The organism is Candidatus Bathyarchaeia archaeon (genome assembly GCA_038873195.1).
Taxonomy (GTDB): Archaea; Thermoproteota; Bathyarchaeia; order Bathyarchaeales; family Bathycorpusculaceae; genus DSLH01.
Genome location: JAVZEV010000001.1, coordinates 917,054 through 936,944, shown reverse-complemented (window position 1 = coordinate 936,944; position 19,891 = coordinate 917,054). Strand labels below are relative to the sequence as shown.

The window sequence follows — 19,891 nt, the reverse complement described above, 5'->3', positions numbered from 1 at the left end:
ACCTCAAGATAGAGTTTAGTGCTCCGGCCGGGATTTGAACCCGGGTCCGCGGCTCGAGAGGCCGCTATACTTGACCGGACTATACTACCGGAGCCCTGAACTATACTAGTCTACTTTCTTTTTCGATATATGGCCACGCCATCTTTCTCGCTATACCTTACATATTCGAAGCCAGCTTCTATTAATTTGCTTTCTTCTTCTAAGTTTCTGGCGTAAGCCACATGGTATTCGTCGCTTTCAAAGTTTATTAACTGTGTATAGAAATCTGTGTTTTCAAGTTTTTTATGCCCAAGAAGTTGCTGAACCCATTTGATGTTTTTAGTTTTATGATATTCCATGGTAGCCTTCCAATGTCTAAAAGTGTGGAGGCGAATCTGCAGTAGTCGTGGGTTCTGAAGTTTTCTTGCAATCTTTTTGCGTTGGTCGTAGAAATTTGCACGCAAAGTATACTGGTTTGTGTTGAATACGTATTCGCTTGTTTTTGGTAACGCATTAATCATGGCGATTGTTTCTGCTGATACCTTGATAGCTCTAGCCAAACTTCCCTTAACTGGGTTGTTAATTCTGATAACACATGATTTTTCATCGATGTCGATCCACTTCAATTTTAATGCCTCAGCAGTTCTAGCGCCCGTTTCCTTCAGCACTTGAAGAAAAGTTGCTGTTTTCTTGCCGCAACCAGCGATTAACTGATCCAGTTCTTCCTCAGTCGGGATGAAAGGCAGTTTCCTTTCAACCCTTGTTTTTGGCGGTTCAAATGCTATATTAAATGTCTTAGCGAAGCTTTTGTAGGCTACTATAAATACACGTTTGTTTGAGTCGGTCCAGTTGTTCGTAGCTAAAACCGTCAACACACTGTCTGGATCTAAGAGATTAGCGCCTCTTTTGACCAACTGCTTGAGTCTGCATACACGTTGCTTTATAGTTTGTTCAGCAAGACCGCGCTTTTTAGCGTTCCAAGCGTAATCTAAGATGTGCGCTGCAATTGTATTTGTCTCTGTGGCTCCCGCAGCCTGCTTTTCACTCTCTTTTTCTACTGTGGCCAAGGTTTGCACCGCCTCAAGGGCGGAGGGCCCTCGCCCGTCTGGGTCATTGTTCCCTTGGCAGGAATAGAATAAGCTAGAACGCGAATTTAAGCCGGATGGAAGAATCCTCCATCCGGTTTTGGCTTTTTGGTTGGGGTCTGTGAAGCGGTAGCCGCAGTTTCTACAAAGCCAACGCTGAACACTTGAGCCATCGCTGAGGTATCTTAGCCCATCTCTATAAAGTTTCGTAGAACCACATTCTGGGCAACTTATTGGCTGAGGAGATTTAGGAGACTGCGTCGAAGAGCCTGAAGCCTCAAGACATTCGTGCGGAAAAGAATCGCGCTCCTCAGCCTCAGTCACGTTTAAACCACCTTCCAGAAACCGTTGCCCGTTGAAACAGCCTTGCCCTCGCGTTGTAGCTGCTCAAGTATCGCCATGACGGCTTCAAATGGTAATTCCGTAGCCGCCACTAGTTCGCTTTCATGAGCTAAACTCTTCAAATGAGTTAACTCAGCAAGGGCATTGAAAATCCGCTCTACATTTTCTCTAGTTAAAAATGGGCTGCGCGTGTAAAGTTGACTTGCACATTTCGCGCATAATAGCCCCCACGACCCGTCCGGATAATTCACTTGAAAAGCGACAGGCTTTGCACCACATTTAAAACATCTCTCAGTAGGAAACATCTCTGGATCCTTTAACTTGTAAAGAGTTGGCACCTGCCCAGAATGCGATAGTTCATCATTAGAAGGAAATGAAATTGGGGCAACTGAGGCAAGTGGGTCGGGTTCCTCTTTACTCTTAAAATTTATGCTTTCCTTGTTATTCTCTTGTTTTGCTTCAACTTTTTTCGGGGAGAGAAAAACTTGCCTCACTTGCCCCACCTGCCCCGTTTCTTCTTTTACGCTTATTCCAATCCATACTCGCTGGTTTTCGCCGCCGATACGTTTCTTAACTAACATAACTCGGGGTTTTTTCCTAACTTCTCGAGAGAACACTTCTTCGCTTACGATTGGTAAGCCTTCTTCTTCGCATACCAGCTTGAATCCTTCATATAGCGCCTTTTTTGTGACCCATAGGTTAGATCCATAAGCGCAATATTTGTCCAAGAAATATTGTGCTGGTTGGCTCCAACGTTTGTATTGTTCCACAACATTGAGCATTGTTTCGCTTCGTGTAAACCGCTTATTTTCCAGAAGTCTTTTCAAGCCTTCTAAAGCCCAGTTAATTATTCCGCTTCGCTCTTCAGGGCTATTAAGCCATTTCTCCTCTATGTTTGGTATCCGCTTGTCCTCTGGAATTGCTATTGGAAACTCTACTACGATTACACGTTCCCACCAAGCGAGGCTTGAATCATTAATAGGTGGAAGCCTGTTTGCAACCACAATAAGCTTGGCATAATTGGTAAACTGAACAGTTTTCTGTTTATTTTTAAACTCTGCCGTTATCAAATCTTCGCCTGTAAGCATTTTAATGGTTTCCGTTGTAACCAAAGTGGTTTTAGGTTCACTTACAACGTTAGCCAATTTTCCAATCAAGTTGGTTGCTTGAAACCGTTCAGGTAACCTCTCAAGGGGAATGCTTACACAGTTTTCTTTTCCTAACAAGCTTATCAAAGTACGCACGAGTGTTCCTTTTCCGTTTCTCCCAGGACCCACCAAAAAGAATATAAAATGAAAAGGAAAGCCTCGAAGCAAGCAATACCCAAACATTTCTTGAACGCATTTTTGCGCGTCCTCTTCAGGTAAAACTTCTTTAAGCCAATTCAAAAATTCCTCAGCCCGAGCAGCTAAGTTGTATTCAGCATGGATGATATTACGGAAAAATAGTTTAGAACTATGTGGCTTAAGCTCCATAGTGGCTAAGTCTAAGACGCCATTTTCAAAACATATCAGATTATGCGGTGGCTCCTCTAATCCGTTCTGGAACGTTAACGCTTGAATGATTTGTGTTAAAGTTGTCAAGTGATAGGGCTTGTAATTTTCGCCTTCCTCCTCAACTAGGCGTTTATGTATAACGCCTTCAGCATCATCAACCCAATATTTACCGTTCCAACGGAACATCAAATATGTGCGGATGTCTGTGGCTATCGGCGTTTCCTCTAAGAGTCGATTGGCTAACATGTAAAGGTTAATCTTCTCTTCTTCATATTCAACCCCTTCAAAATTTTTTGCTCCTTGAAGCGTTACACCTAAAGCTTCGGCCAACTCCTTTATGCTGTAAACTTTTCCATCATGGTAATCGATTGCGTAAAATTTGGTTTTATGAATTGCGAAACTTGGGTTATTGTCTGGCTTGTGAAATGGGCAATGTGTGTAGAAGTATTGATTTCCTTCGCCTGCCATTTTTAGGTGCTGTTTGAGCTGTTCAAGCCATTTCTGCAAAACTTTTGTCGCAACACCCTTGTTTGTATCTTCACGTTTGTCGGTTACTTCTAAAGCTTTATAGAAAAGAGCTTCAGCGTCCTCGATTACTGTAGGCATGTTGTCGTTAAGTCTAACGTAGCCTTCACTTGGAGCCATAATGCAAATTTTTGGTCCTGCGATAAGCTCCAATGCGTGGCTGTCATGATATTCGCTTATTGGCGACGGTTTAACCCTGCTCAAGTAAACATAGTGCAGTCCTTCTGAAACTGTTTGCTCAATTTGTGTGACAGGAAAATTCCTTAAAAGTGCCATTCCTTTCTTCTTAGCCTCTTCACTTATCTTCTTTACGTCGTAATCAACAACTGCCAAAAACAAACCATCTTTGTTTGGCCAACTGCAAACTACGCCAAATCCATCCGCATTTTGCCATGGTTGAGTTTCAAACTCCTCAATGGTTTGCCTCTGCTTTTGCCACCTGCTCCATTCAACAAGAGGCTTCTTAATCACTTTACCATCAATGCTCTGCTCTAAAAACACGGCAACAACATTAAAACCATGTTCAAAATATTGGAAAGCCTCAGCCTTCACGGTCAGCGTATTTCTCTTTTGGGCTCCCTCCTCCCCCATTTTTCTAGACCTCCTTGGCAAGCAGCTTTTCAAGTTCATTTTGGATGTTCAGAAGCGCTATCAGCTCGTCCTTTGAAACGATGTTTGCTGGAAAAGCTATGAGAACACCATCGTAAATCACATAAAGGCTTGTTACCTTCTTTGCCTTTAGAGACTCAACAAATTTCTTAGGTAACGTCAAAGAATATTGAGCATAGCCATTTTTCCATGAGCATATAATTCGCCTCTCTTCAACTTTCGGAACGTGCACGCTTACTGCTCACCCACTAGATAAATACGCAAGAATTAGAGTGGGCTCTAAGACGACAAACCAAACTTAAAATAATGTGTAACGAAGAAAACAGAGCAAGCAAAAGTTTGCATTAACACAAGCTAGACGTTATTAATAGGCAAGAAGAGCTGTCGTTGAGTTTCATGCCCCGGGGTAAAATACAATAAGAGCTAATTGTATCGTGACGCGAGTCATGATACAACAAGTGCTAAATGTATGCCATTTTTAAAAGCAGTATTCAGGTGGTGAGCGTTTGCGACTTAGTGTTCAGATGAAAAAGATTCTTTTGACATTACTTAAGGCGGAGTTGAACCCGGAATTTTTTGAGGGAAAAGTGGAAATTTGGCATAAAAAAGACCTGAAAATGCTTGCGAAAATCATGAGAGGTGAAATAGGTTCTGGTGAAATGGTTAAGAAAACCGTACCACAAATGACTAAGGACAGCCTACTAATGGTCATAAAACCGTCAGCTATTACCGTCCGCCAGCTTCCGAACAAAAAACATGTTTACATCCATGGCTCTGTGGACTTTTCGTTTAGCCGTAGCTTAAGGCGTCTAGTAAAACTAGGGTTAGTAGACGTATTGAAAGAGGTTTCTCCTGGGCGTCATGGTCACCTTTACAGCTTATCAGAAAAGGGAAGAATGGAAGCCCATAAAATTCGAAACGAAATCCTCAACATACTCAACGAGTTTCAACACCTCTTATAATATCGCGTGCTATAAGTTCGTGATCCAGCTTCAAGCATTTTTTGCCCCGGGGCAAATTTTTCATAGTCTAAGATGCGGTACTGCTGTTGTTTGTCTTGGTTTTTGCGACATAGCCATTCTGGCTTCTGTGAGTTCGCGTTCTAGTTCTCTTTTCTTTTTGGTTTTTTCCATTAGGTTTATGAAGAGGTGGGCTTGTCCTCGGTCTTCCCAGCTTTGCATAAGTTTTGGCACAATATCCCACATGTTGTGCAAGTCGCCGAAGTCTAAGCCCAATTCATGGACCAAGCTCATCAGCTCATCGTAACATCCAACCTTCTTAAGCGCAGCTTTAAGACGCTCAACCTCATCAAACAGTTTGACATATTCACGCTTCAGAGCCTCATAATCAACAGCCTCATAAGCAGGCGGCTGAATGCCCTCCAACTCAGCCAAACGCCTCCTCAAGAACTCATTAACCTCTTCGCTTACGGATTTACCAAACCTCTCAGATAATACCTGCTTAAGCCTAGCATAAACCTGTCCGTCAACATGAAAACAATGCGGTTCCGCATCAACATACTTTTTTGGACGAGGCATACGTGTTTCCCATTAGAAAAATAGAAAACTCAAACACCCCCTCCCCTCCACACTAGTAATAATAATATACTATTATAGAGAATAAAGCCTCAACAATACTTATACTCTCATTGCGTTTTCACTTTGGCAATTTTTCTGTTTTTCCTGTTAGAAAACCCCTCCACCCTCCTAGAAACCCATGATAATGGATGTTCTGTTAATTCACGTTAACAGACAACGCCCAAAAAATAACTATTAGAAAATTTTTCAAAACCTTAAACCGCGCCTTATATACAGCCTTTCTGTGGCAACCCTGTCAAGGGCTACTGGCATTAAATTAAAGCCAAGATTTTTTACTTGTTCTCGATTAACGCACGCATGTCGAGACATTACGAACTGTTGGCATTAGGCCTTTGCGATATTAAAAGCGATGTGGTTTATAGCCCTAAAAACTGCTATGTTTTCTATTTTTCGTGAAGGTTCTTTGAAATTTGCGGACACTTAAATTACCAAGCGCATTTTACGCAACCTAACCACATTAAGGCGTTTTAGAACCTTTCATAATTCCTTGAACTTGTCTATTCCCTCCAACAGCCATTCATAAGAGAATCATGATCAGCTAGTATCAATCGAAGTGTTTTCACAAAACATAAGAATTAAAGTTAATTGTATTAATAAGAGAGGATGCAAGATGAAGGTTGAGCCTACAATATTTGTTTTAGCATTTGTCCTATTATTCTTTCCGTTTAATCAGAGTTTACACCTATTCAGTTCGCCAAAGATAATGAGTGGCTCTGCGCAGACAGGCCCAATTCAGCCCATACCTGGTCAATATGCTAATTTCTCTTTGTCAGTATTCAGCTATAATGGAACGTTTGTTTCGTCTGGATACTATAACATAACTTATCAGCAGCCCGATCCTAGTTGGGAGAATTGTATTAACGCAACTCGTGATCTGTTTCTTCCTATTTGGGGTCTTATTTCTGGTTGGCAGCTTGTGAATGTATCCAATCGCCAAATAGTTGATCAATCAGCTTCCTTTTGGTCTGGAGCGACATACTACGAGTTCTGGATGCAATTGCCGCTTCAAATAGGGGAGAATGTGACATGGTGGACGACTCCTTGGGCAAACGCAACGGTTCTGGCTTCCGAAATATTAAACTTGATGGGACGGGAAATTAATTGTTGGAAAACTTGTTGCAATGTATCGGGAATTTCGCCTGATCCAAAAGATCTTAATCAAACTGCATGGTTTGATAAGTCAACTGGGCATTTAGTTAGAATGATTGAATATGAAAATGATCGGTATTTGGATATTTCAGTTTTTCAGACAAACATCGTGGTTCAGACAGTCCATAACCTTAATACAGGATTAAACTACACAGCGATTCAAGAGGCTATAGATGCTCCAGAGACCCTTAACGGTCACACTATTTTTGTTAAAAATGGAGTTTATTATGAACACTTAATTGTATATAAATCTGTATCGTTAATTGGCGAAAATAGGGACATGACGATAATTGACGGGAATGGAACGGGAACTGTAATTCAAATAACAGCCAATAATGTCAGCGTCATCAATTTTACGATTAGAAATGCTGGAAAAACATGGAGCGGAATTGGTTATCCACCAAGCTGCATCAGCGGCAATAACGTCGCATATGTTAATATCACAAATAACGTTTTAACTAACGCTGCTGTTTGCACATGGTTTTATTCCTCAACATTCATAAACATCAGTAATAACAGTGTTACTAACGCGATAGCGGCTGGCATAATTGGATATGCCTCATCCAACATTGTAATAAATCAAAACCTTGTAGATAATTGTGGATTAATGGGGCTTCACCTTGATGGAAGTAGCACTGGCTGCGACATTATAAACAACACTGTCATGAACACTTTAGAGGGAATAGAAGTAGAGACATCTGCTGGAAATTATGTTGTAGGAAACCTACTGGAAGGCAACAATGTGAGCATAGTGCTTAATCAGTGTAATGGTTTGAATACCTTCAGAGAAAACAACATGACAAGTGATTGGTATAACCTAATAATTTGGGGTTGGACTCTTGACGCCTTTATGCAAGATTTTGACACAACAAACATTGTAAATGGTAAGACAGTTTTTTACTTCACCAGCGCCCATAATCTACTCATAAATCCATCTAACTGCCCAAACATTGGCTATTTAGCAATTGTAAACTGCACTAATACAACGATAAAGGACATTGATCTTTCCTTGAACAAAGATGGCTTAATACTGGCTCAATCGTCCAATTGCAGTTTAATAAACATAACCCTAGACGGAAATAGAGGTCCACTAATTTACGGAGGTTTAACTCTCTTCAACTCAACCAACAACAAAATAGTTAACAGTCTAATCAGCAACAACAGCGTGGGCATATGCACCTACCAGTCGAATGGAAATATTTTTTACCATAATGCTTTCATCAACAACACAATACATTTAATTTCTAACTTCTACTCACCATTCCAGTCTCCACCGCAATCTGCACCATATTCAAACAACATTTGGGATGATGGCTATCCCAACGGTGGAAATTACTGGAGCAACTATGCTGGAGTAGATTTTCATAATGGACCTTACCAGAATGAGACTGGCAGTGATGGAATAGGAGATTCAAAGTTCAGGATAAACAGCGGTCCTGGAACACCTCCTGAATTAGTGCAGTTTGACAATTATCCTTTAATGGGAATGTTCTACGATTTTGAAGTGGCTGGACCAGGCAACGAAATATACCACGTTCAAGTGATAAGCAACTCTACCGTGTCTGAGCTTAATTTGGCTGTTTGGCTTAGCTCCCCAAACGAATATCTACAGCCTGGACAAGAATTCCTACAATTTTATGTAGAAGGCGAAAACGATACTAGCGGATTTTGCAGGATAACCATTTCAAGAGCTTTACTAAACGATTCATATATAGTGTTAGTTGACTGGACAATAGTGCCATCGTATCAACTTGATGTTTCAAACAGCACCCACACCTACCTATACTTCACTTACAACCACACAAAACATGAGGTAATAATAATCCCAGAATTCACCTTCACCTCGATACTATTGCTATTCCTAACAGCAACACTGATCGAAATCATATTATTAAGAACAAAAGCCAAAACATCAAAAACAAACTTGGATATCTCATTAAAACCGCGACGAACCCCAACACAAATATTTTCTGTAAGTGTTTACTAAATTAATTTGCTTACGATAAAATAATGTTTAAACGTAGCAGACATCAGAGAAATTGAGTTTTAAGTTCTGGCATCATGTCCTCTTCATCTATATACACAGCAAGAGAATTGATTTTCTGTTAGACGTTATTAATGAAAGGACGGGACCTTACACAAAATAAAAGTATTGAGAATGATCGTTAGGAGTTTGGGTAAAAAGGCTATTTACCTTATCTTATGGTTTGTTTTCTTCATCTTTCTTGAGTATATAATGTTAAGAAAGTTTTAAATTTAAGAAGAGGACTGAAGTTGTTCAGTTTATAGTGTTGAGGATTTAGAAGAAGATGGAGAATGTTATTTTAAGTGTTGGAAATTTAAATGTTGAATTGAATGGGGAAGAGATTCTCGCAGGTTTGTCTTTTAATGTTTATGAAGGTGAAGTTTTGGCTATTTTGGGTCCGAATGGGGCTGGGAAAACAACTTTGTTGAAAGCGTTGCTTGGGATTATTCCGTATGAAGGTGTGGTGGAATGGAAGAAAGGAGTTAAGATTGGTTATGTTCCACAGAGGTTGCCTTTCATTAAGGATGTGCCTTTGAGTGTTAAGGAATTTTTTCAGTTGGAAAATGTTTCAGAAAGCGAAATGAAGGAGATTTTGACATCAATTGGTTTAGGAGAAGAATTTTTGTGGAGGAAAATTGGAGATTTGTCTTCTGGTCAGTTTCAGAGAATTTTGGTTGGTTGGGCTTTAGCTTCTGATCCTAATGTTCTGCTTTTTGATGAACCTTTAGCGGGCATCGATATCGGCGGTCAAGAGTCGGTTTATAATCTTCTTGAAAGGTTGAAAAGTGAAAGAAATTTAACAATTTTATTTGTTACTCACGAGTTGTCAATAGTTTACAGATTAGCTGACAAGGTTCTTTGCTTGAACAAGAGGATGTTATGTTGTGGTGCGCCGAAAGAAAAGTTAACTCCGGAGGCTATTTCAAATCTTTACGCAAGTCCGGTAAAGTTTTACCAGCATAAACACGAAGAAGGCGGAACGACATGAGTCAGTTTCTTCTAAGTTTACTTTCCGGAATTTTTATTGGAGGAGCTGCTGGTTTCTTAGGTTCGTTGATGTTGCCGAAACGGATGTCTTTGGTGGCTGGTCCTCTAGGTCATTTAGCCTTGCCTGGAATCGCTTTAGCTTTGATTTATGGCTTTGATATTTCTTTAGGAGCTTTTCCACTTGTTATTTTAGGAATAGTTTTGATTTGGCTTTTTGAGAGAAGAACAAAACTGCCAGCTGAGGCTTTAACAGCTGTTGTTTTCGCCACAGGTGTTGCAGTTGCCTTTTTCTTTTTGCCAATTGAACAGGCAGAAGCTGCTTTGGTTGGAGACATTTCAAACATTCAATTTAATGATGCAGTTTTTTCCATCGCCTTGTGTGTGCTCGTCTTTTTTGTTGTTGAAAAAATCTATTCTAAAATGACTCTGATAAATATCTCTGAAGATTTGGCGAAGTCTCAAAAGATTAATGTTGGAAAATACAATTTGGTCTATCTTCTGTTGATTGCTTTGATTGTTGCTTTGGGAGTAAAGGTTGTTGGCGGACTACTAACTGCCGCTATTGTTGCAATACCTGCCGTCACATCAAAAAACTTGGCTAAAAACCTTGCCCAATACAAACTTTTGGCTTTAAGTTTTGGCATTTTAAGTTCAGCTGTCGGAATTTTCCTCTCACAACTAACCTTGTTGCCAGCTGGTCCATTAATCATTGTTTCTAGCGCTTTTCTGTTTGTAATCTCTATGATTTTTAAAAGATAAAAATAGGATTACTGTTGAGAATTGCTCTCGGAACCATGTGGAACGATGTATAGGGGTCTTCCTTCGCTTAGGGCTTGGGCTGTTTTTCTTCTTGCTCTTTGGACGAGGCGCCAGACTGTTCCTCTTGAAACCCCCATTTTTTGTCCCGCTTCTTCTTGGGATAGCCCCTCTAAATCGACCAGCCTAAAAGCTTCAAGTTCCGCTGGTTCCAGAAATATGGGTTCTAAGCCGCGTGGTGGGTTTGGTGTAAAACCGTTTATCGGCGGCATAATTCCTAACATAACAGGTTTGGGAAATCTTCCTCTCCTGCCGTATCTACGTCTTTGTCGCCACATGATTTTCGATCCATTTTTATTGTATTTTATGTTAAGCGGAACATTTATATATTTCTGTGCGTTTTCACATAATTGAAAATGTGCATAAGCACAAAATAGAGTTTAAGAGGTGAAAAGAACATGGCATGGGGTTGGAGAGGTAGAGGTGGCGGCTGGACTGGACCTTATCCTGGAAGAGGGCCATTCAGCTATTTACCGCCTTGGCAGAGACTTGGATGGTTATTTGGTTTTGGCAGGGGATTCGGACGAGGGTTCGGCAGATGGTGGTGTGGCTACCCGTATAATCCATGGGTTTGCGCTAGGTTTCCTTGGCTTCCACGATGGTGGTGGGCTTATCCACAATATGGATATATGTTACCATACATGACTTTTGGCGGGGGATATTGGTATCCCTTTAGCACCTATGCAATGCCTGGTTATGCCTATCATCCTAGAGCGTATGCCTATGCATATCCTCCAGCACCATACATGACATATTGGTGAAGGAGTGAATTGAAAATGGCTTGGCCGAGAAGAGGTAGAAGATATCGATGTTGGTGGGGTTACCCGCCTCAATACCCATACGCATATCCACCGCCTGGACAAATTCCGCCGCAGCAATATCCTTACACGCCTTATGCTTATCCACCGCCAATGTATCCGCAATATCCGCCAACTGCACAGCCAGTGCCGCAGTCTCCAGAAGATGAATTGGCAGCCTTGGAAGACTATAAGAAGGAGCTTGAAGATGAGAAAGCCAGCATAGAACAGGAAATCAACGATGTGGAAGCAAGAATAAAAGAGTTAAAAGCGATGCTTGAAAAAGGCGGAGGACAACCGTCAGGACCGTGAAAACGTTGAGTTTACCAATGAAGCATTTTCAATGCAGCAACTGCGGACAAATAATAGAAGTTCCTCAAGGAGCCCCAAAACCAGCTAATTGTCCAAGATGCGGAGCGCCAGCAATGATGATTCACAGGCTGGATAAGGGTCCGCCTGGAGGAAGGGGAGGCGGTAGAGGCGGAGGGCCTCCGTGGCTGCGAACTCCACCATAATCTCCCTTTTTTAGTTTTAGAGTTTTCAAATAAGCACGCTAGGAGTTGATTAGGATATGGGAAAGAAGATAGCTGTTCCAACAAAAAGTTATGACGGTTTAGAAGATGTTGTATCGGAAGTTTTTGGCAAAGCTAAAACTTTCACTATAGTGGAAGTTGAAAATGGTCAAATTAGAAATGTGCAAGTAATCGATAATCCTGGTGCAACTTACGAGTATGGTTCTGGACCAGTTGCCGTGAAAACGCTTGCAGACCTAAAGGTAGATTTTGTATTAGCCGTAGAGCTTGGTCCAGGCGCTTCTGGATTGCTTGAGCACTATCATATAAGGAAGGTTGCAGTAAAACCCAACATAAAAGTTGCAGATGCTATAAAAGATTTTACGAGATATCTTTTAAATGTAGAAATTAGGTAACCATACACAAATTGTGATATTAAAATGTTAGATAAAGAAGCTGAGAAGACGATATTGACTGCTCAAAAGAATGAAATCACAGAGCATCACATCTATGAAAAGTTGGCGCAGTCGACAAAAGACTCGCATAACAGGGAAGTTTTAAAACATATTTCAAACGATGAACTAAAACACTATGGTTTTTGGAAAGGATATGCCCATAAAGACGTGAATTCTGATAAGTTGAAAGTTTGGAAGTATTTTTTGATTTCAAAAATTTTCGGAATAACTTTTGGAATAAAGCTTATGGAAAAGGGCGAAGAGAAAGCTCAAGCAACTTATGAAAAAATATCTGAGTTTGTGCCCGATGCCAAAGGCATTGTAAAAGATGAGGATGAGCATGAAAAGCGACTCATGGAATTAATTGATGAAGAAAGGCTGAGATATGTGGGTTCTATAGTTTTAGGTTTGAATGATGCCCTTGTCGAGCTTACAGGAGCCCTTGCGGGATTCACACTTGCTCTTCAAAACACTCGTTTGGTCGCTATGACGGGTTTGATTACCGGGGTGGCAGCGTCGCTGTCGATGGCTACATCAGAATACCTATCCACAAAATCGGAAGGAAATGCCAAAAATCCTCTTAAGGCGGCAACATATACGGGCATTGCTTATGTTTTAACGGTTCTGTTTTTAATATCGCCTTATCTGCTTTTCACAGACGCATATGCTTGCCTAGGCTTGACAATACTGGCTGCAATTATCGTTATTTTCTTGTTCACCTTCTATATTTCGGTTGCAAAAGGTCTTCCATTCAAGAGGAGGTTTCTGGAAATGACGCTGATCAGCCTTGGGATAGCCAGCATAACCTTCATTATAGGATTTTTCATAAAAGCATCATTGAACATAGAAGTGTAGTGATGGTGATGAATGAAGAATTAATCAAAGTGTTTTTGGATAAGCGAAACGTTTTTGCTGTAGTTGGTGCAAGCCGTGATCCTCGAAAGTATGGTTATCAAGTATATAAAGATCTTAAGAGTGCTGGTTATAAAGTGTATGCCGTAAATCCTAACGCAGAGGAAATTCTAGGTGACAAGTGTTATCCAAGTTTGGAAAAGTTGCTAGTAAAACCTGATGTTGTTGATGTGGTGGTTCCTCCGAAAGTAACAGAGTATACTGTTGAAACTTGCAATAAACTTAGAATTACAAAAGTGTGGATGCAACCAGGCTCAGAATCAGATAAAGCAATCAAATTCTGTGAAGACAACGGTATTGATGTAGTGTATGGCGTTTGCGTAATGATTGAACGAGCAAAACATGTCGCAACCAGTTAAAAATTTAGCGAAACTGGAAGGTGAGGAAAATGCGAAATCTTAGGGCAGAGATGTTTAACAAAAAGGCAGCTGATCCAAAAAATAAACCTAATGAGATAATAGAGGCCTTAGGGTTACAGCAAGGACAAAAGGTTGCTGATATTGGGGCTGGTGGTGGTTATTTTGCTCTGCGGTTTGCTGAGGCTGTTGGAAAAGATGGGCGAGTTTTTGCTGTGGATACAAATCCGAAATTTTTGGAATACATTAGGCATTGTGCGAAGAGAAATGGATTTGAGAATATTGAAACTATTTTTGCCGCTGAAGATGCTCCAAATTTACCTGATAAAAGCATAGATTTGATTTTTATGCGAAACGTATGCCATCATTTAACAAACAGGATGGAATACTTCAAGAAACTAAAAAATGCGCTTAAATCTAACGGAAGAATTGCCATAATCGAGTATAGTTCTAGCGGTGGACGTTTTAGCTTTCACAGAAAGTTTGGGCATTACGTCCCTAAAGAAATTATAATGGCTGAAATGGAAGAAGCTGGATATAAACTGATGAACGACTTGGATTTCTTGCTAGAACAATCCTTCATGATTTTTTCCTTAGCCGATAAATAGTATTTACACGGGCAAACTGTGAAGTTTTCGCATGTAATATTTCTTTCCTTCGTATTCAAGCTCTATGAGTTTATTTTCCTTCAGGAGTTTCTCAACAACTTTCCAGTCGGCGTTTGCTTTCTTCAAAAATTCTGCTATCGCTTCTTTCCGCATGGGATGAACAGCTGTTATGCTCAGCAAATCTGCTTTAACATCTCCCGTGAAGGCGAAAGCGTCTCCCTCATATCCTATTAAGTATTCCACCTTGTCGCTTCCAAGCTTTCCAACAAATTTTTGAAAAGCTACATTTACAATTTCCTCCCTCGCTGGTTTAACCCACTTTTCCGTAGGCGGTCGCGTTGGTATAGCGACGTAAGCCTTGTCCAGTTTAGCCAGATCTCCTAAGAACTCTGCTATCTTTTCCAATTCGCTTTCGTAACTTACAGCATCAATAAGCATTGTCTCGCTCACAAGGATTCCTTTGAAAGTTTTTGCAAACTCCTTTATGCCATCTAAAAGCGTGTCCAATTTTAAGTCTTTATGCGGCCTGTTTATGCGCTTCCATAAGTCTTGGCTGACTGCGTCGACTTTTAATGAAACAAGATCTGCAGCTAGCAAATCTTCTCTTACTTTTTCTTGCCAAAGCAGAGAAGCGTTCGTTATAACAGCTACAGGAATCTCCAAATGCTTTAAGAGTGAGATTTCTTTGCCTATGTTAACATCAAGCGTAGGCTCTCCGTCCGGCACAAAAGTTAGATAATCGATTCTTTCGTTTCTCAAGACAGATTCGTTCACTTTCCTTTTAACTCTCATCAAAATGTGTTCCGGTTTATAGAAGACTTGCCTATTAACAAGCATATGGCTGGTTTTCCCTAATTGACAGTAGACGCATGAGTAAGAACATGTTTTTTGTGGAATATTGTTTATCCCCAAACTTCTTCCTAGACGCCTTGATGGAACTGGTCCGAAAGCTATGTTCTCTTCATCAAGAAACTTCATGGCTTTTAATACCTTTCTATCTCTTTAACTCTTCAACTTCTTTTTTGCCTTCTTCTAACTCCTTTTCTTGTTCTTTGTCTTTTATCAACAGCAAAGCTTGAGACTCGCCTACATGCGTTTTCTCTTCCTTCGCTATGTCCAAGAGAATTCTTTTGATCTCTGCATTTTCGGTCATGGCTGCCATCTGTTCATAGAGATTTATGGCATCCAGTTCAGCAATAATTCCGGCTCTCAGTATTTCTTTGTCTAAGGTTTCCTTGCTTATTCTTTCAAGGTTTATCGGAATTTTTGACAACAATCTTATCACCTCCTTTTGTCAATCAATAACTTTCATGTTAAGGGCTTCTCCAATATTAATGTGGAAAGCTTTTCCCAAATACCTTCAATTTCTTTAGCAACATCGCTTCTCGGAGAATATTCCATGATTGGCTTTCCGTTTACCATGGCTTCCGTAACTATGGAGTTGAAGGGAACCTTGCCAATAACCTCTATGCTGTTTTCTTTACAAAAACGCTCAATTTTCCCAGTGTTATCCATGTTTATGTCATACATGTTCACGCAAACAAAGGGCAGAACACCAAAATGCGCCAACAACTTCAATGCCCTTTTAAGATCGTGAAACCCGGACGTTGTAGGCTCAGTAACAACCAAACCAACATCCACGCCTGTGACTGAAGCTATAACTGGGCAACCGATTCCAGGCGGACCATCTATTATTATGAGGTTGATTTTATCTTTTTCAGCTAACACTTTGGCATTCTGTCTAACCAAAGTTACAAGTTTCCCCGAATTTGCTTCACCTGGGCTAAGCATGGCATGTGCCATAAACCCATGTTTTATCTTTGAGATGTAAGCATGCCCAGAAATTCGATTCGTCAATGTTACGGCGTTAACTGGACAAACAAGGGAACAGACGCCGCATCCTTCGCATGAAAATGGGTCCACGGTGAAGTTTTGCGTTACAGCGTCAAATCTGCATTTTTCTCGGCACAGACCGCATTTTACGCATTTTGCCTCATCAATAACTGCCAATTTGGAGCCCTTGAATTCCTGTGTTTCAATGATTTCTGGATGCAAAAGCATGTGCAGGTCTGGAGCATCCACATCACAATCAGCCACAACAGCCCTTTTTGCCAAAACCGCAAATGAGGCAGTTATGGTCGTTTTGCCTGTTCCACCCTTGCCACTTAGAACTGTGATTTGTTTCATTTGCCAACAAGCCTTCTTGCTTCATTAAACAACATTCTAAATTTTTCTTTCCATTCTGGTATTTCTTGGCTGAAGGGAATTCCTTCCGAATAAAGTTCAGCAATTCTCCTCTGATAAGGAATTTCAAGTAGAATTGGTATGTTCTCCTCTTTGCAATATTCGTAAACTTTCTCGTCGCCTATGCCAGCCCTGTTAACAACAACGCCCAATGGAATTTTCATATCCTTTAAAACTTGAACTGCTATTTTCAAGTCATGTAGACCGAAAGGTGTGGGTTCAGTTACGAGAATACAGAAGTCGCTGTCTTTAACAGTTTCGATTACTGGACATGATGTCCCAGGGGGCGCATCTAGAATAACATCTCTGCTCTTGTTAATGCATTTTTTAACTTCTCTAATTAGTGGAACAGCCATGGGCTCGCCAACTTCAAGCTCGCCGTAAACAAGCTCTAAATTGTTGGCAAAACCTCGTTTTAATGTCCCAACTTTGTGTTTTCCTTCGGTTAAAGCCTTTTTAGGGCAGACAAGAATGCATCCGCCACATCCGTGGCAAAGCTCTGGAAAAATTAGAACTTTTTCGGAGCTGGCGAAAATGGCGTTGTATTGGCAGAAATTTGCACATTTTCCACAGTGATCGCATAATTCTTCGTTTAAATTGGGGATTACTGTGTAAACTGGTTTTTCATGGCTTATTTTGGGATGCAAGAGCAGATGAGCGTTTGGTTCTTCCACATCGCAGTCTAAAAGCTGAACGTTCCGTATAGAAACTGCAAGGTTTACGGCTACCGATGTTTTCCCTGTTCCACCTTTTCCGCTGGCAATGGAAACAATCATAATAATCTGCTTTCTTTAATCTCTCAATTTTCAAGTTCTTTTTTGCGATTCTATTATGTCCTTATGGTAGTCGCTATAAAGCGCTATGACTGGGTTGTGGCCTAAAAGTCTATCTTTGACAATTAGGGTTGTCACTGGAGCTTTCGAGTTCGTGGTGAAAAGCATGTCGTGTCCCACGCATAAGCCAACGATGATGTTGATGTCTGTTCCTGCTGTATTCAGAAGTTTGGCTTGGACTATTGGGTTGCAAGCAGCCTCAAATTTTAATGGATCGCCAATTTTGTATTCTTTAGCCACGTTAAGTTTTGTCTTATCAGTTGCGCCGCATTTACACCTAACAGACGCAACGGCAAATCCTGCCTTTTCCAGAATGGTGACTATTCTAGCGGCTTCGTCTTGCAATCCAGCGCAGAAGGCTACTCCCAACTTTTTGGCGTGAACAAGCTTGCTAAACTCTATGATCTCCTTGATTCTGGGGCGCACAGCCATCAACGCGCCTCTAACAAATTCATAAGCCTCCTTTTCTGTGATGGTGGCGGGAACATAAATTTTCTTTACGTCGTCTTCTGCATACTTCTCAATTGCTGACTTAATTATTTTCTCGCTTGTTTTCATTGGGCAGAAATTTGGAAGCAAATTTTTGTCGATTTCCTCGAAGGGCATGCGGCTGCAGTAAGCTTGTGGACACTTTGCACATTGAGGGTGAATAGCCAATTTATACGCTCCTCCTCAAATTTCTGAACGACCCCTTATTTTTTCATATTCCGCTATTGCCTTTCGAAGTGTTGTCATAGCTAGCTTTGCACAGTCAAGCTTTTCGGTCGGTAATCCTCCAAGCGCATTTATTATATCCTGCTCTGTTATTTTCTTTGCCTCATCAACAGTCTTGCCCTTTGCGAGTTCAATCATGGCAGATACAGACATGGCTGAGCCGGGACAACCTACATAACAAAACTTGCCATTTTTTATGATGCTTGCTTTACCAATCTTCAAATGTAATTCTATAAAATCTCCACATGGACCAAGATATGTTGTGACTATATCCGGTTTCTTTAGCGCTCCTAAATTCACTTTGTCTGCATACAATTGGATAGCTTTCTTGGGATAGCCTAGTTCTGCCATCAACCGCAGCTCTTCTTCCTTTAGTTTCTTGGTCAATTATAAACCTCCCATTTGTTGCGTCTACGGCAACCCTTATCGATGGCGAGCGTGACGACAGCCTTCTGTAAGTTCCTCTAGTCTGTCTTGCCTATACGCCTCAACAACTTCTTTAACAGTGTCCGCGTTAGCCTTTAACACAGCCACTCTAGCCTCTTGGAAAATGCTCAGTGCTCGTGGTCCCATTCCATAAGTGATTACGGCGTTAGGTTTGAATTGTAGTAGGCGATCTGGTGGACGTCCTGTCCCGCCGAAATGTTCACTTTCGTTGGACACTGCTTGGACGTTTGAAATGCTGCCGTCTTCGTTTAACTCTATGACAATGAAGTATGACGCTCTCCCAAAATGCTCCGAAAGCCTTGCGTTAAGCCCATTTCCATCTTCAGCTGGAATAACTATTCTTTCCTTCACCTTTTCACCTCCCTCTTTTCTAGATGCTTATAACAATTTTTCAAGCTTTTTCCGCCTCAACCTCTCAAGCTCTTTGTCATCTGCGTTTTCTATGGCTCCCACCGCCTTTGCCTCCAGCCGCGCCCTCTACCCGCCACCATTCCGAAATGCCCTCCAACAGTTGGAGCACTTGTCCCTTCTAGTTCTCCTCTCTTGTATTTTTCAACAACTTCCCTCACAGTCCCAGCGGCACCTGTAACAATTTTTATCCCTGCAGCCGACAAAGCCTGAAAAGCGTTGGGCCCAACGTTTCCAGTTATAAGCACTTTGGCTCCTTTGCTCGCTATGGTTTGGGCTGCCTGTATCCCAGCACCGCCCATAGTGCCAGAAGCCACATTTGGAATAGCCTCAAACTGCATAGTCTCTGAATCAACTATGACAAAGTATGGGCATCTGCCAAACCTAGGATCTATAGGCGCATCTAGGCTATTTGCAGATGCAGACACACAAATCTTCATTTAACATCCTCTCATTGATTATTCCTTCTTTTTTCTTATCAGTCTTGGAAGAAGTGTGGGATCGGGGATTGTTTGCTCTTTCCATTTTTTCTCCTCCAAAATTTTGATTATTTCATCCTTCATGGTTACAGGAACATCTGCCACTGTGCGAACAAAAAGGTGAATATCACTTGGCACGACGCCATACAAGCGTTTGTGTAAATCAATGTAATGGGTGAGCTTTATTGCTCTTCCTTTAGTGGTGTCGTTGGGGCGCATACAAAGCTTAGCTATCATAACCATGGCTTCCTCTTTGGTTTCAGCTGCAACAAACAAATGCTCTGGAACTGGACCGGCGTAAACGCGTTCTCCAGTGCGGGCGTCATAGACATACCAGTCTTCTTCGCAGTCTTTTCTTCCTAGAAGCATGCGTCTATACTTTGTGCCGTGTGGACCAACAGGCTCCTCCCATGTTTCTTCAAAAATTCTTCCAATCGATATTTCAAGGTTCTTCACGGTGGCGACATCGGATTTTAACTCGCCTATTTTTATATGGGCAGCTTTTTTGGACATT

The 19,891-nt window shown here is 41.2% G+C and carries 25 protein-coding genes and 1 tRNA gene; 11 read left to right on the top strand and 15 right to left on the bottom strand.

The features are described from left to right. Nucleotides 1–19: 19 nt before the first annotated feature. The 4 genes from QXW63_05275 to QXW63_05260 form a co-directional block, all read right to left on the bottom strand. Nucleotides 20–94: transfer RNA gene (locus QXW63_05275), tRNA-Glu, on the bottom strand. Nucleotides 95–110: 16 nt separating this feature from the next. Further along, entirely contained in the window at nt 111–1,388 is a 1,278-nt protein-coding gene (locus tag QXW63_05270; protein MEM3461302.1) for a tyrosine-type recombinase/integrase, read from the bottom strand. A 2-nt stretch (nt 1,389–1,390) separates the two neighbouring features. After that, nucleotides 1,391–4,018, bottom strand: coding sequence for a phage/plasmid primase, P4 family (locus QXW63_05265; protein MEM3461301.1), 2,628 nt, complete (start codon nt 4,016–4,018; stop codon nt 1,391–1,393). A gap of 4 nt (nt 4,019–4,022) precedes the next feature. After that, nucleotides 4,023–4,268: a hypothetical protein gene (locus QXW63_05260; protein ID MEM3461300.1), complete on the bottom strand. Its 246-nt coding sequence runs from the start codon at nt 4,266–4,268 to the stop codon at nt 4,023–4,025. Between the two features lie 274 nt (nt 4,269–4,542). On the opposite strand from QXW63_05260, the gene QXW63_05255 reads away from it, so the two are divergent. Beyond that, nucleotides 4,543–4,998, top strand: a complete 456-nt coding sequence (locus tag QXW63_05255; protein MEM3461299.1) for a hypothetical protein — start codon at nt 4,543–4,545, stop codon at nt 4,996–4,998. 60 nt (nt 4,999–5,058) lie between these two features. On the opposite strand, the gene QXW63_05250 is transcribed toward QXW63_05255, so the two are convergent. After that, the gene (locus tag QXW63_05250) at nt 5,059–5,574 is read right to left on the bottom strand and encodes a hypothetical protein (protein MEM3461298.1); all 516 of its coding nucleotides are present in this window, start codon (nt 5,572–5,574) and stop codon (nt 5,059–5,061) included. A gap of 670 nt (nt 5,575–6,244) precedes the next feature. On the opposite strand from QXW63_05250, the gene QXW63_05245 reads away from it, so the two are divergent. From QXW63_05245 to QXW63_05235, 3 genes are all read left to right on the top strand, one after another. Beyond that, entirely contained in the window at nt 6,245–8,770 is a 2,526-nt protein-coding gene (locus tag QXW63_05245) for a NosD domain-containing protein (GenBank protein MEM3461297.1), read from the top strand. 322 nt (nt 8,771–9,092) lie between these two features. Beyond that, on the top strand, nt 9,093–9,797 hold the full coding sequence (locus tag QXW63_05240) for a metal ABC transporter ATP-binding protein (GenBank protein MEM3461296.1): 705 nt from the start codon (nt 9,093–9,095) through the stop codon (nt 9,795–9,797). Continuing rightward, entirely contained in the window at nt 9,794–10,555 is a 762-nt protein-coding gene (locus QXW63_05235) for a metal ABC transporter permease (GenBank protein ID MEM3461295.1), read from the top strand. The genes QXW63_05240 and QXW63_05235 overlap by 4 nt, the downstream gene beginning before the upstream one ends. Nucleotides 10,556–10,563: 8 nt before the next feature. Here QXW63_05235 and QXW63_05230 read toward each other — a convergent pair whose 3' ends face one another. After that, nucleotides 10,564–10,890: a DUF134 domain-containing protein gene (locus QXW63_05230; GenBank protein ID MEM3461294.1), complete on the bottom strand. Its 327-nt coding sequence runs from the start codon at nt 10,888–10,890 to the stop codon at nt 10,564–10,566. A 120-nt stretch (nt 10,891–11,010) separates the two neighbouring features. Between QXW63_05230 and QXW63_05225 the strand changes: the two genes are divergently transcribed. Genes QXW63_05225 through QXW63_05195 form a run of 7 tightly spaced genes read left to right on the top strand, consistent with a single transcriptional unit; the run spans nt 11,011 to nt 14,252 of the window. Further along, nucleotides 11,011–11,373, top strand: coding sequence for a hypothetical protein (locus QXW63_05225; protein MEM3461293.1), 363 nt, complete (start codon nt 11,011–11,013; stop codon nt 11,371–11,373). A 9-nt stretch (nt 11,374–11,382) separates the two neighbouring features. Beyond that, the gene (locus QXW63_05220) at nt 11,383–11,721 is read left to right on the top strand and encodes a hypothetical protein (GenBank protein MEM3461292.1); all 339 of its coding nucleotides are present in this window, start codon (nt 11,383–11,385) and stop codon (nt 11,719–11,721) included. 17 nt (nt 11,722–11,738) lie between these two features. Next, nucleotides 11,739–11,924: a hypothetical protein gene (locus QXW63_05215; GenBank protein ID MEM3461291.1), complete on the top strand. Its 186-nt coding sequence runs from the start codon at nt 11,739–11,741 to the stop codon at nt 11,922–11,924. Nucleotides 11,925–11,980: 56 nt separating this feature from the next. Next, the gene (locus QXW63_05210) at nt 11,981–12,337 is read left to right on the top strand and encodes a NifB/NifX family molybdenum-iron cluster-binding protein (protein ID MEM3461290.1); all 357 of its coding nucleotides are present in this window, start codon (nt 11,981–11,983) and stop codon (nt 12,335–12,337) included. Nucleotides 12,338–12,361: 24 nt separating this feature from the next. Beyond that, nucleotides 12,362–13,231, top strand: a complete 870-nt coding sequence (locus QXW63_05205; protein ID MEM3461289.1) for a VIT1/CCC1 transporter family protein — start codon at nt 12,362–12,364, stop codon at nt 13,229–13,231. Between the two features lie 8 nt (nt 13,232–13,239). Further along, the gene (locus QXW63_05200; GenBank protein ID MEM3461288.1) at nt 13,240–13,647 is read left to right on the top strand and encodes a CoA-binding protein; all 408 of its coding nucleotides are present in this window, start codon (nt 13,240–13,242) and stop codon (nt 13,645–13,647) included. 29 nt (nt 13,648–13,676) lie between these two features. Next, nucleotides 13,677–14,252 (top strand): class I SAM-dependent methyltransferase, encoded by a 576-nt coding sequence (locus tag QXW63_05195; GenBank protein MEM3461287.1) that lies wholly within the window; start codon nt 13,677–13,679, stop codon nt 14,250–14,252. A 3-nt stretch (nt 14,253–14,255) separates the two neighbouring features. Here the strand turns inward: QXW63_05195 and QXW63_05190 are convergent, their stop codons facing one another. The 9 genes from QXW63_05190 to QXW63_05150 form a co-directional block, all read right to left on the bottom strand. Then, nucleotides 14,256–15,230 (bottom strand): radical SAM protein, encoded by a 975-nt coding sequence (locus QXW63_05190; protein MEM3461286.1) that lies wholly within the window; start codon nt 15,228–15,230, stop codon nt 14,256–14,258. Between the two features lie 16 nt (nt 15,231–15,246). Next, complete coding sequence (locus QXW63_05185; protein ID MEM3461285.1) at nt 15,247–15,528, bottom strand: ferritin family protein; 282 nt, start codon at nt 15,526–15,528, stop codon at nt 15,247–15,249. Between the two features lie 32 nt (nt 15,529–15,560). Further along, nucleotides 15,561–16,439, bottom strand: a complete 879-nt coding sequence (locus QXW63_05180) for an ATP-binding protein (protein MEM3461284.1) — start codon at nt 16,437–16,439, stop codon at nt 15,561–15,563. Continuing rightward, complete coding sequence (locus tag QXW63_05175; GenBank protein ID MEM3461283.1) at nt 16,436–17,272, bottom strand: ATP-binding protein; 837 nt, start codon at nt 17,270–17,272, stop codon at nt 16,436–16,438. The genes QXW63_05180 and QXW63_05175 overlap by 4 nt, the downstream gene beginning before the upstream one ends. A gap of 30 nt (nt 17,273–17,302) precedes the next feature. Further along, on the bottom strand, nt 17,303–17,986 hold the full coding sequence (locus QXW63_05170; GenBank protein ID MEM3461282.1) for a DUF1847 domain-containing protein: 684 nt from the start codon (nt 17,984–17,986) through the stop codon (nt 17,303–17,305). 15 nt (nt 17,987–18,001) lie between these two features. Continuing rightward, nucleotides 18,002–18,430 carry an iron-sulfur cluster assembly scaffold protein gene (locus tag QXW63_05165; protein MEM3461281.1) on the bottom strand — a complete coding sequence of 143 codons (429 nt, stop codon included), beginning with the start codon at nt 18,428–18,430 and terminating at the stop codon, nt 18,002–18,004. A gap of 36 nt (nt 18,431–18,466) precedes the next feature. Then, on the bottom strand, nt 18,467–18,841 hold the full coding sequence (locus QXW63_05160; GenBank protein MEM3461280.1) for a NifB/NifX family molybdenum-iron cluster-binding protein: 375 nt from the start codon (nt 18,839–18,841) through the stop codon (nt 18,467–18,469). Nucleotides 18,842–18,930: 89 nt separating this feature from the next. Then, on the bottom strand, nt 18,931–19,338 hold the full coding sequence (locus QXW63_05155) for a NifB/NifX family molybdenum-iron cluster-binding protein (GenBank protein MEM3461279.1): 408 nt from the start codon (nt 19,336–19,338) through the stop codon (nt 18,931–18,933). 18 nt (nt 19,339–19,356) lie between these two features. Beyond that, entirely contained in the window at nt 19,357–19,890 is a 534-nt protein-coding gene (locus QXW63_05150; GenBank protein ID MEM3461278.1) for a hypothetical protein, read from the bottom strand. Between the last annotated feature and the right edge of the window lies 1 nt (nt 19,891).

Excerpts from the sequence above, each read along its gene's own strand:
- QXW63_05265 (MEM3461301.1), bottom strand. The coding sequence starts at position 4,018 with ATGGGGGAGGAGGGAGCCCAAAAGAGAAATACGCTGACCGTGAAGGCT.
- QXW63_05250 (MEM3461298.1), bottom strand. The coding sequence starts at position 5,574 with ATGCCTCGTCCAAAAAAGTATGTTGATGCGGAACCGCATTGTTTTCAT.
- QXW63_05245 (MEM3461297.1), top strand. The coding sequence starts at position 6,245 with ATGAAGGTTGAGCCTACAATATTTGTTTTAGCATTTGTCCTATTATTC.
- QXW63_05240 (MEM3461296.1), top strand. The coding sequence starts at position 9,093 with ATGGAGAATGTTATTTTAAGTGTTGGAAATTTAAATGTTGAATTGAAT.
- QXW63_05235 (MEM3461295.1), top strand. The coding sequence starts at position 9,794 with ATGAGTCAGTTTCTTCTAAGTTTACTTTCCGGAATTTTTATTGGAGGA.
- QXW63_05230 (MEM3461294.1), bottom strand. The coding sequence starts at position 10,890 with ATGTGGCGACAAAGACGTAGATACGGCAGGAGAGGAAGATTTCCCAAA.
- QXW63_05225 (MEM3461293.1), top strand. The coding sequence starts at position 11,011 with ATGGCATGGGGTTGGAGAGGTAGAGGTGGCGGCTGGACTGGACCTTAT.
- QXW63_05215 (MEM3461291.1), top strand. The coding sequence starts at position 11,739 with ATGAAGCATTTTCAATGCAGCAACTGCGGACAAATAATAGAAGTTCCT.
- QXW63_05210 (MEM3461290.1), top strand. The coding sequence starts at position 11,981 with ATGGGAAAGAAGATAGCTGTTCCAACAAAAAGTTATGACGGTTTAGAA.
- QXW63_05205 (MEM3461289.1), top strand. The coding sequence starts at position 12,362 with ATGTTAGATAAAGAAGCTGAGAAGACGATATTGACTGCTCAAAAGAAT.
- QXW63_05200 (MEM3461288.1), top strand. The coding sequence starts at position 13,240 with ATGAATGAAGAATTAATCAAAGTGTTTTTGGATAAGCGAAACGTTTTT.
- QXW63_05195 (MEM3461287.1), top strand. The coding sequence starts at position 13,677 with ATGCGAAATCTTAGGGCAGAGATGTTTAACAAAAAGGCAGCTGATCCA.
- QXW63_05190 (MEM3461286.1), bottom strand. The coding sequence starts at position 15,230 with ATGAAGTTTCTTGATGAAGAGAACATAGCTTTCGGACCAGTTCCATCA.
- QXW63_05180 (MEM3461284.1), bottom strand. The coding sequence starts at position 16,439 with ATGAAACAAATCACAGTTCTAAGTGGCAAGGGTGGAACAGGCAAAACG.
- QXW63_05175 (MEM3461283.1), bottom strand. The coding sequence starts at position 17,272 with ATGATTGTTTCCATTGCCAGCGGAAAAGGTGGAACAGGGAAAACATCG.
- QXW63_05155 (MEM3461279.1), bottom strand. The coding sequence starts at position 19,338 with ATGAAGATTTGTGTGTCTGCATCTGCAAATAGCCTAGATGCGCCTATA.
- QXW63_05150 (MEM3461278.1), bottom strand. The coding sequence starts at position 19,890 with ATGTCCAAAAAAGCTGCCCATATAAAAATAGGCGAGTTAAAATCCGAT.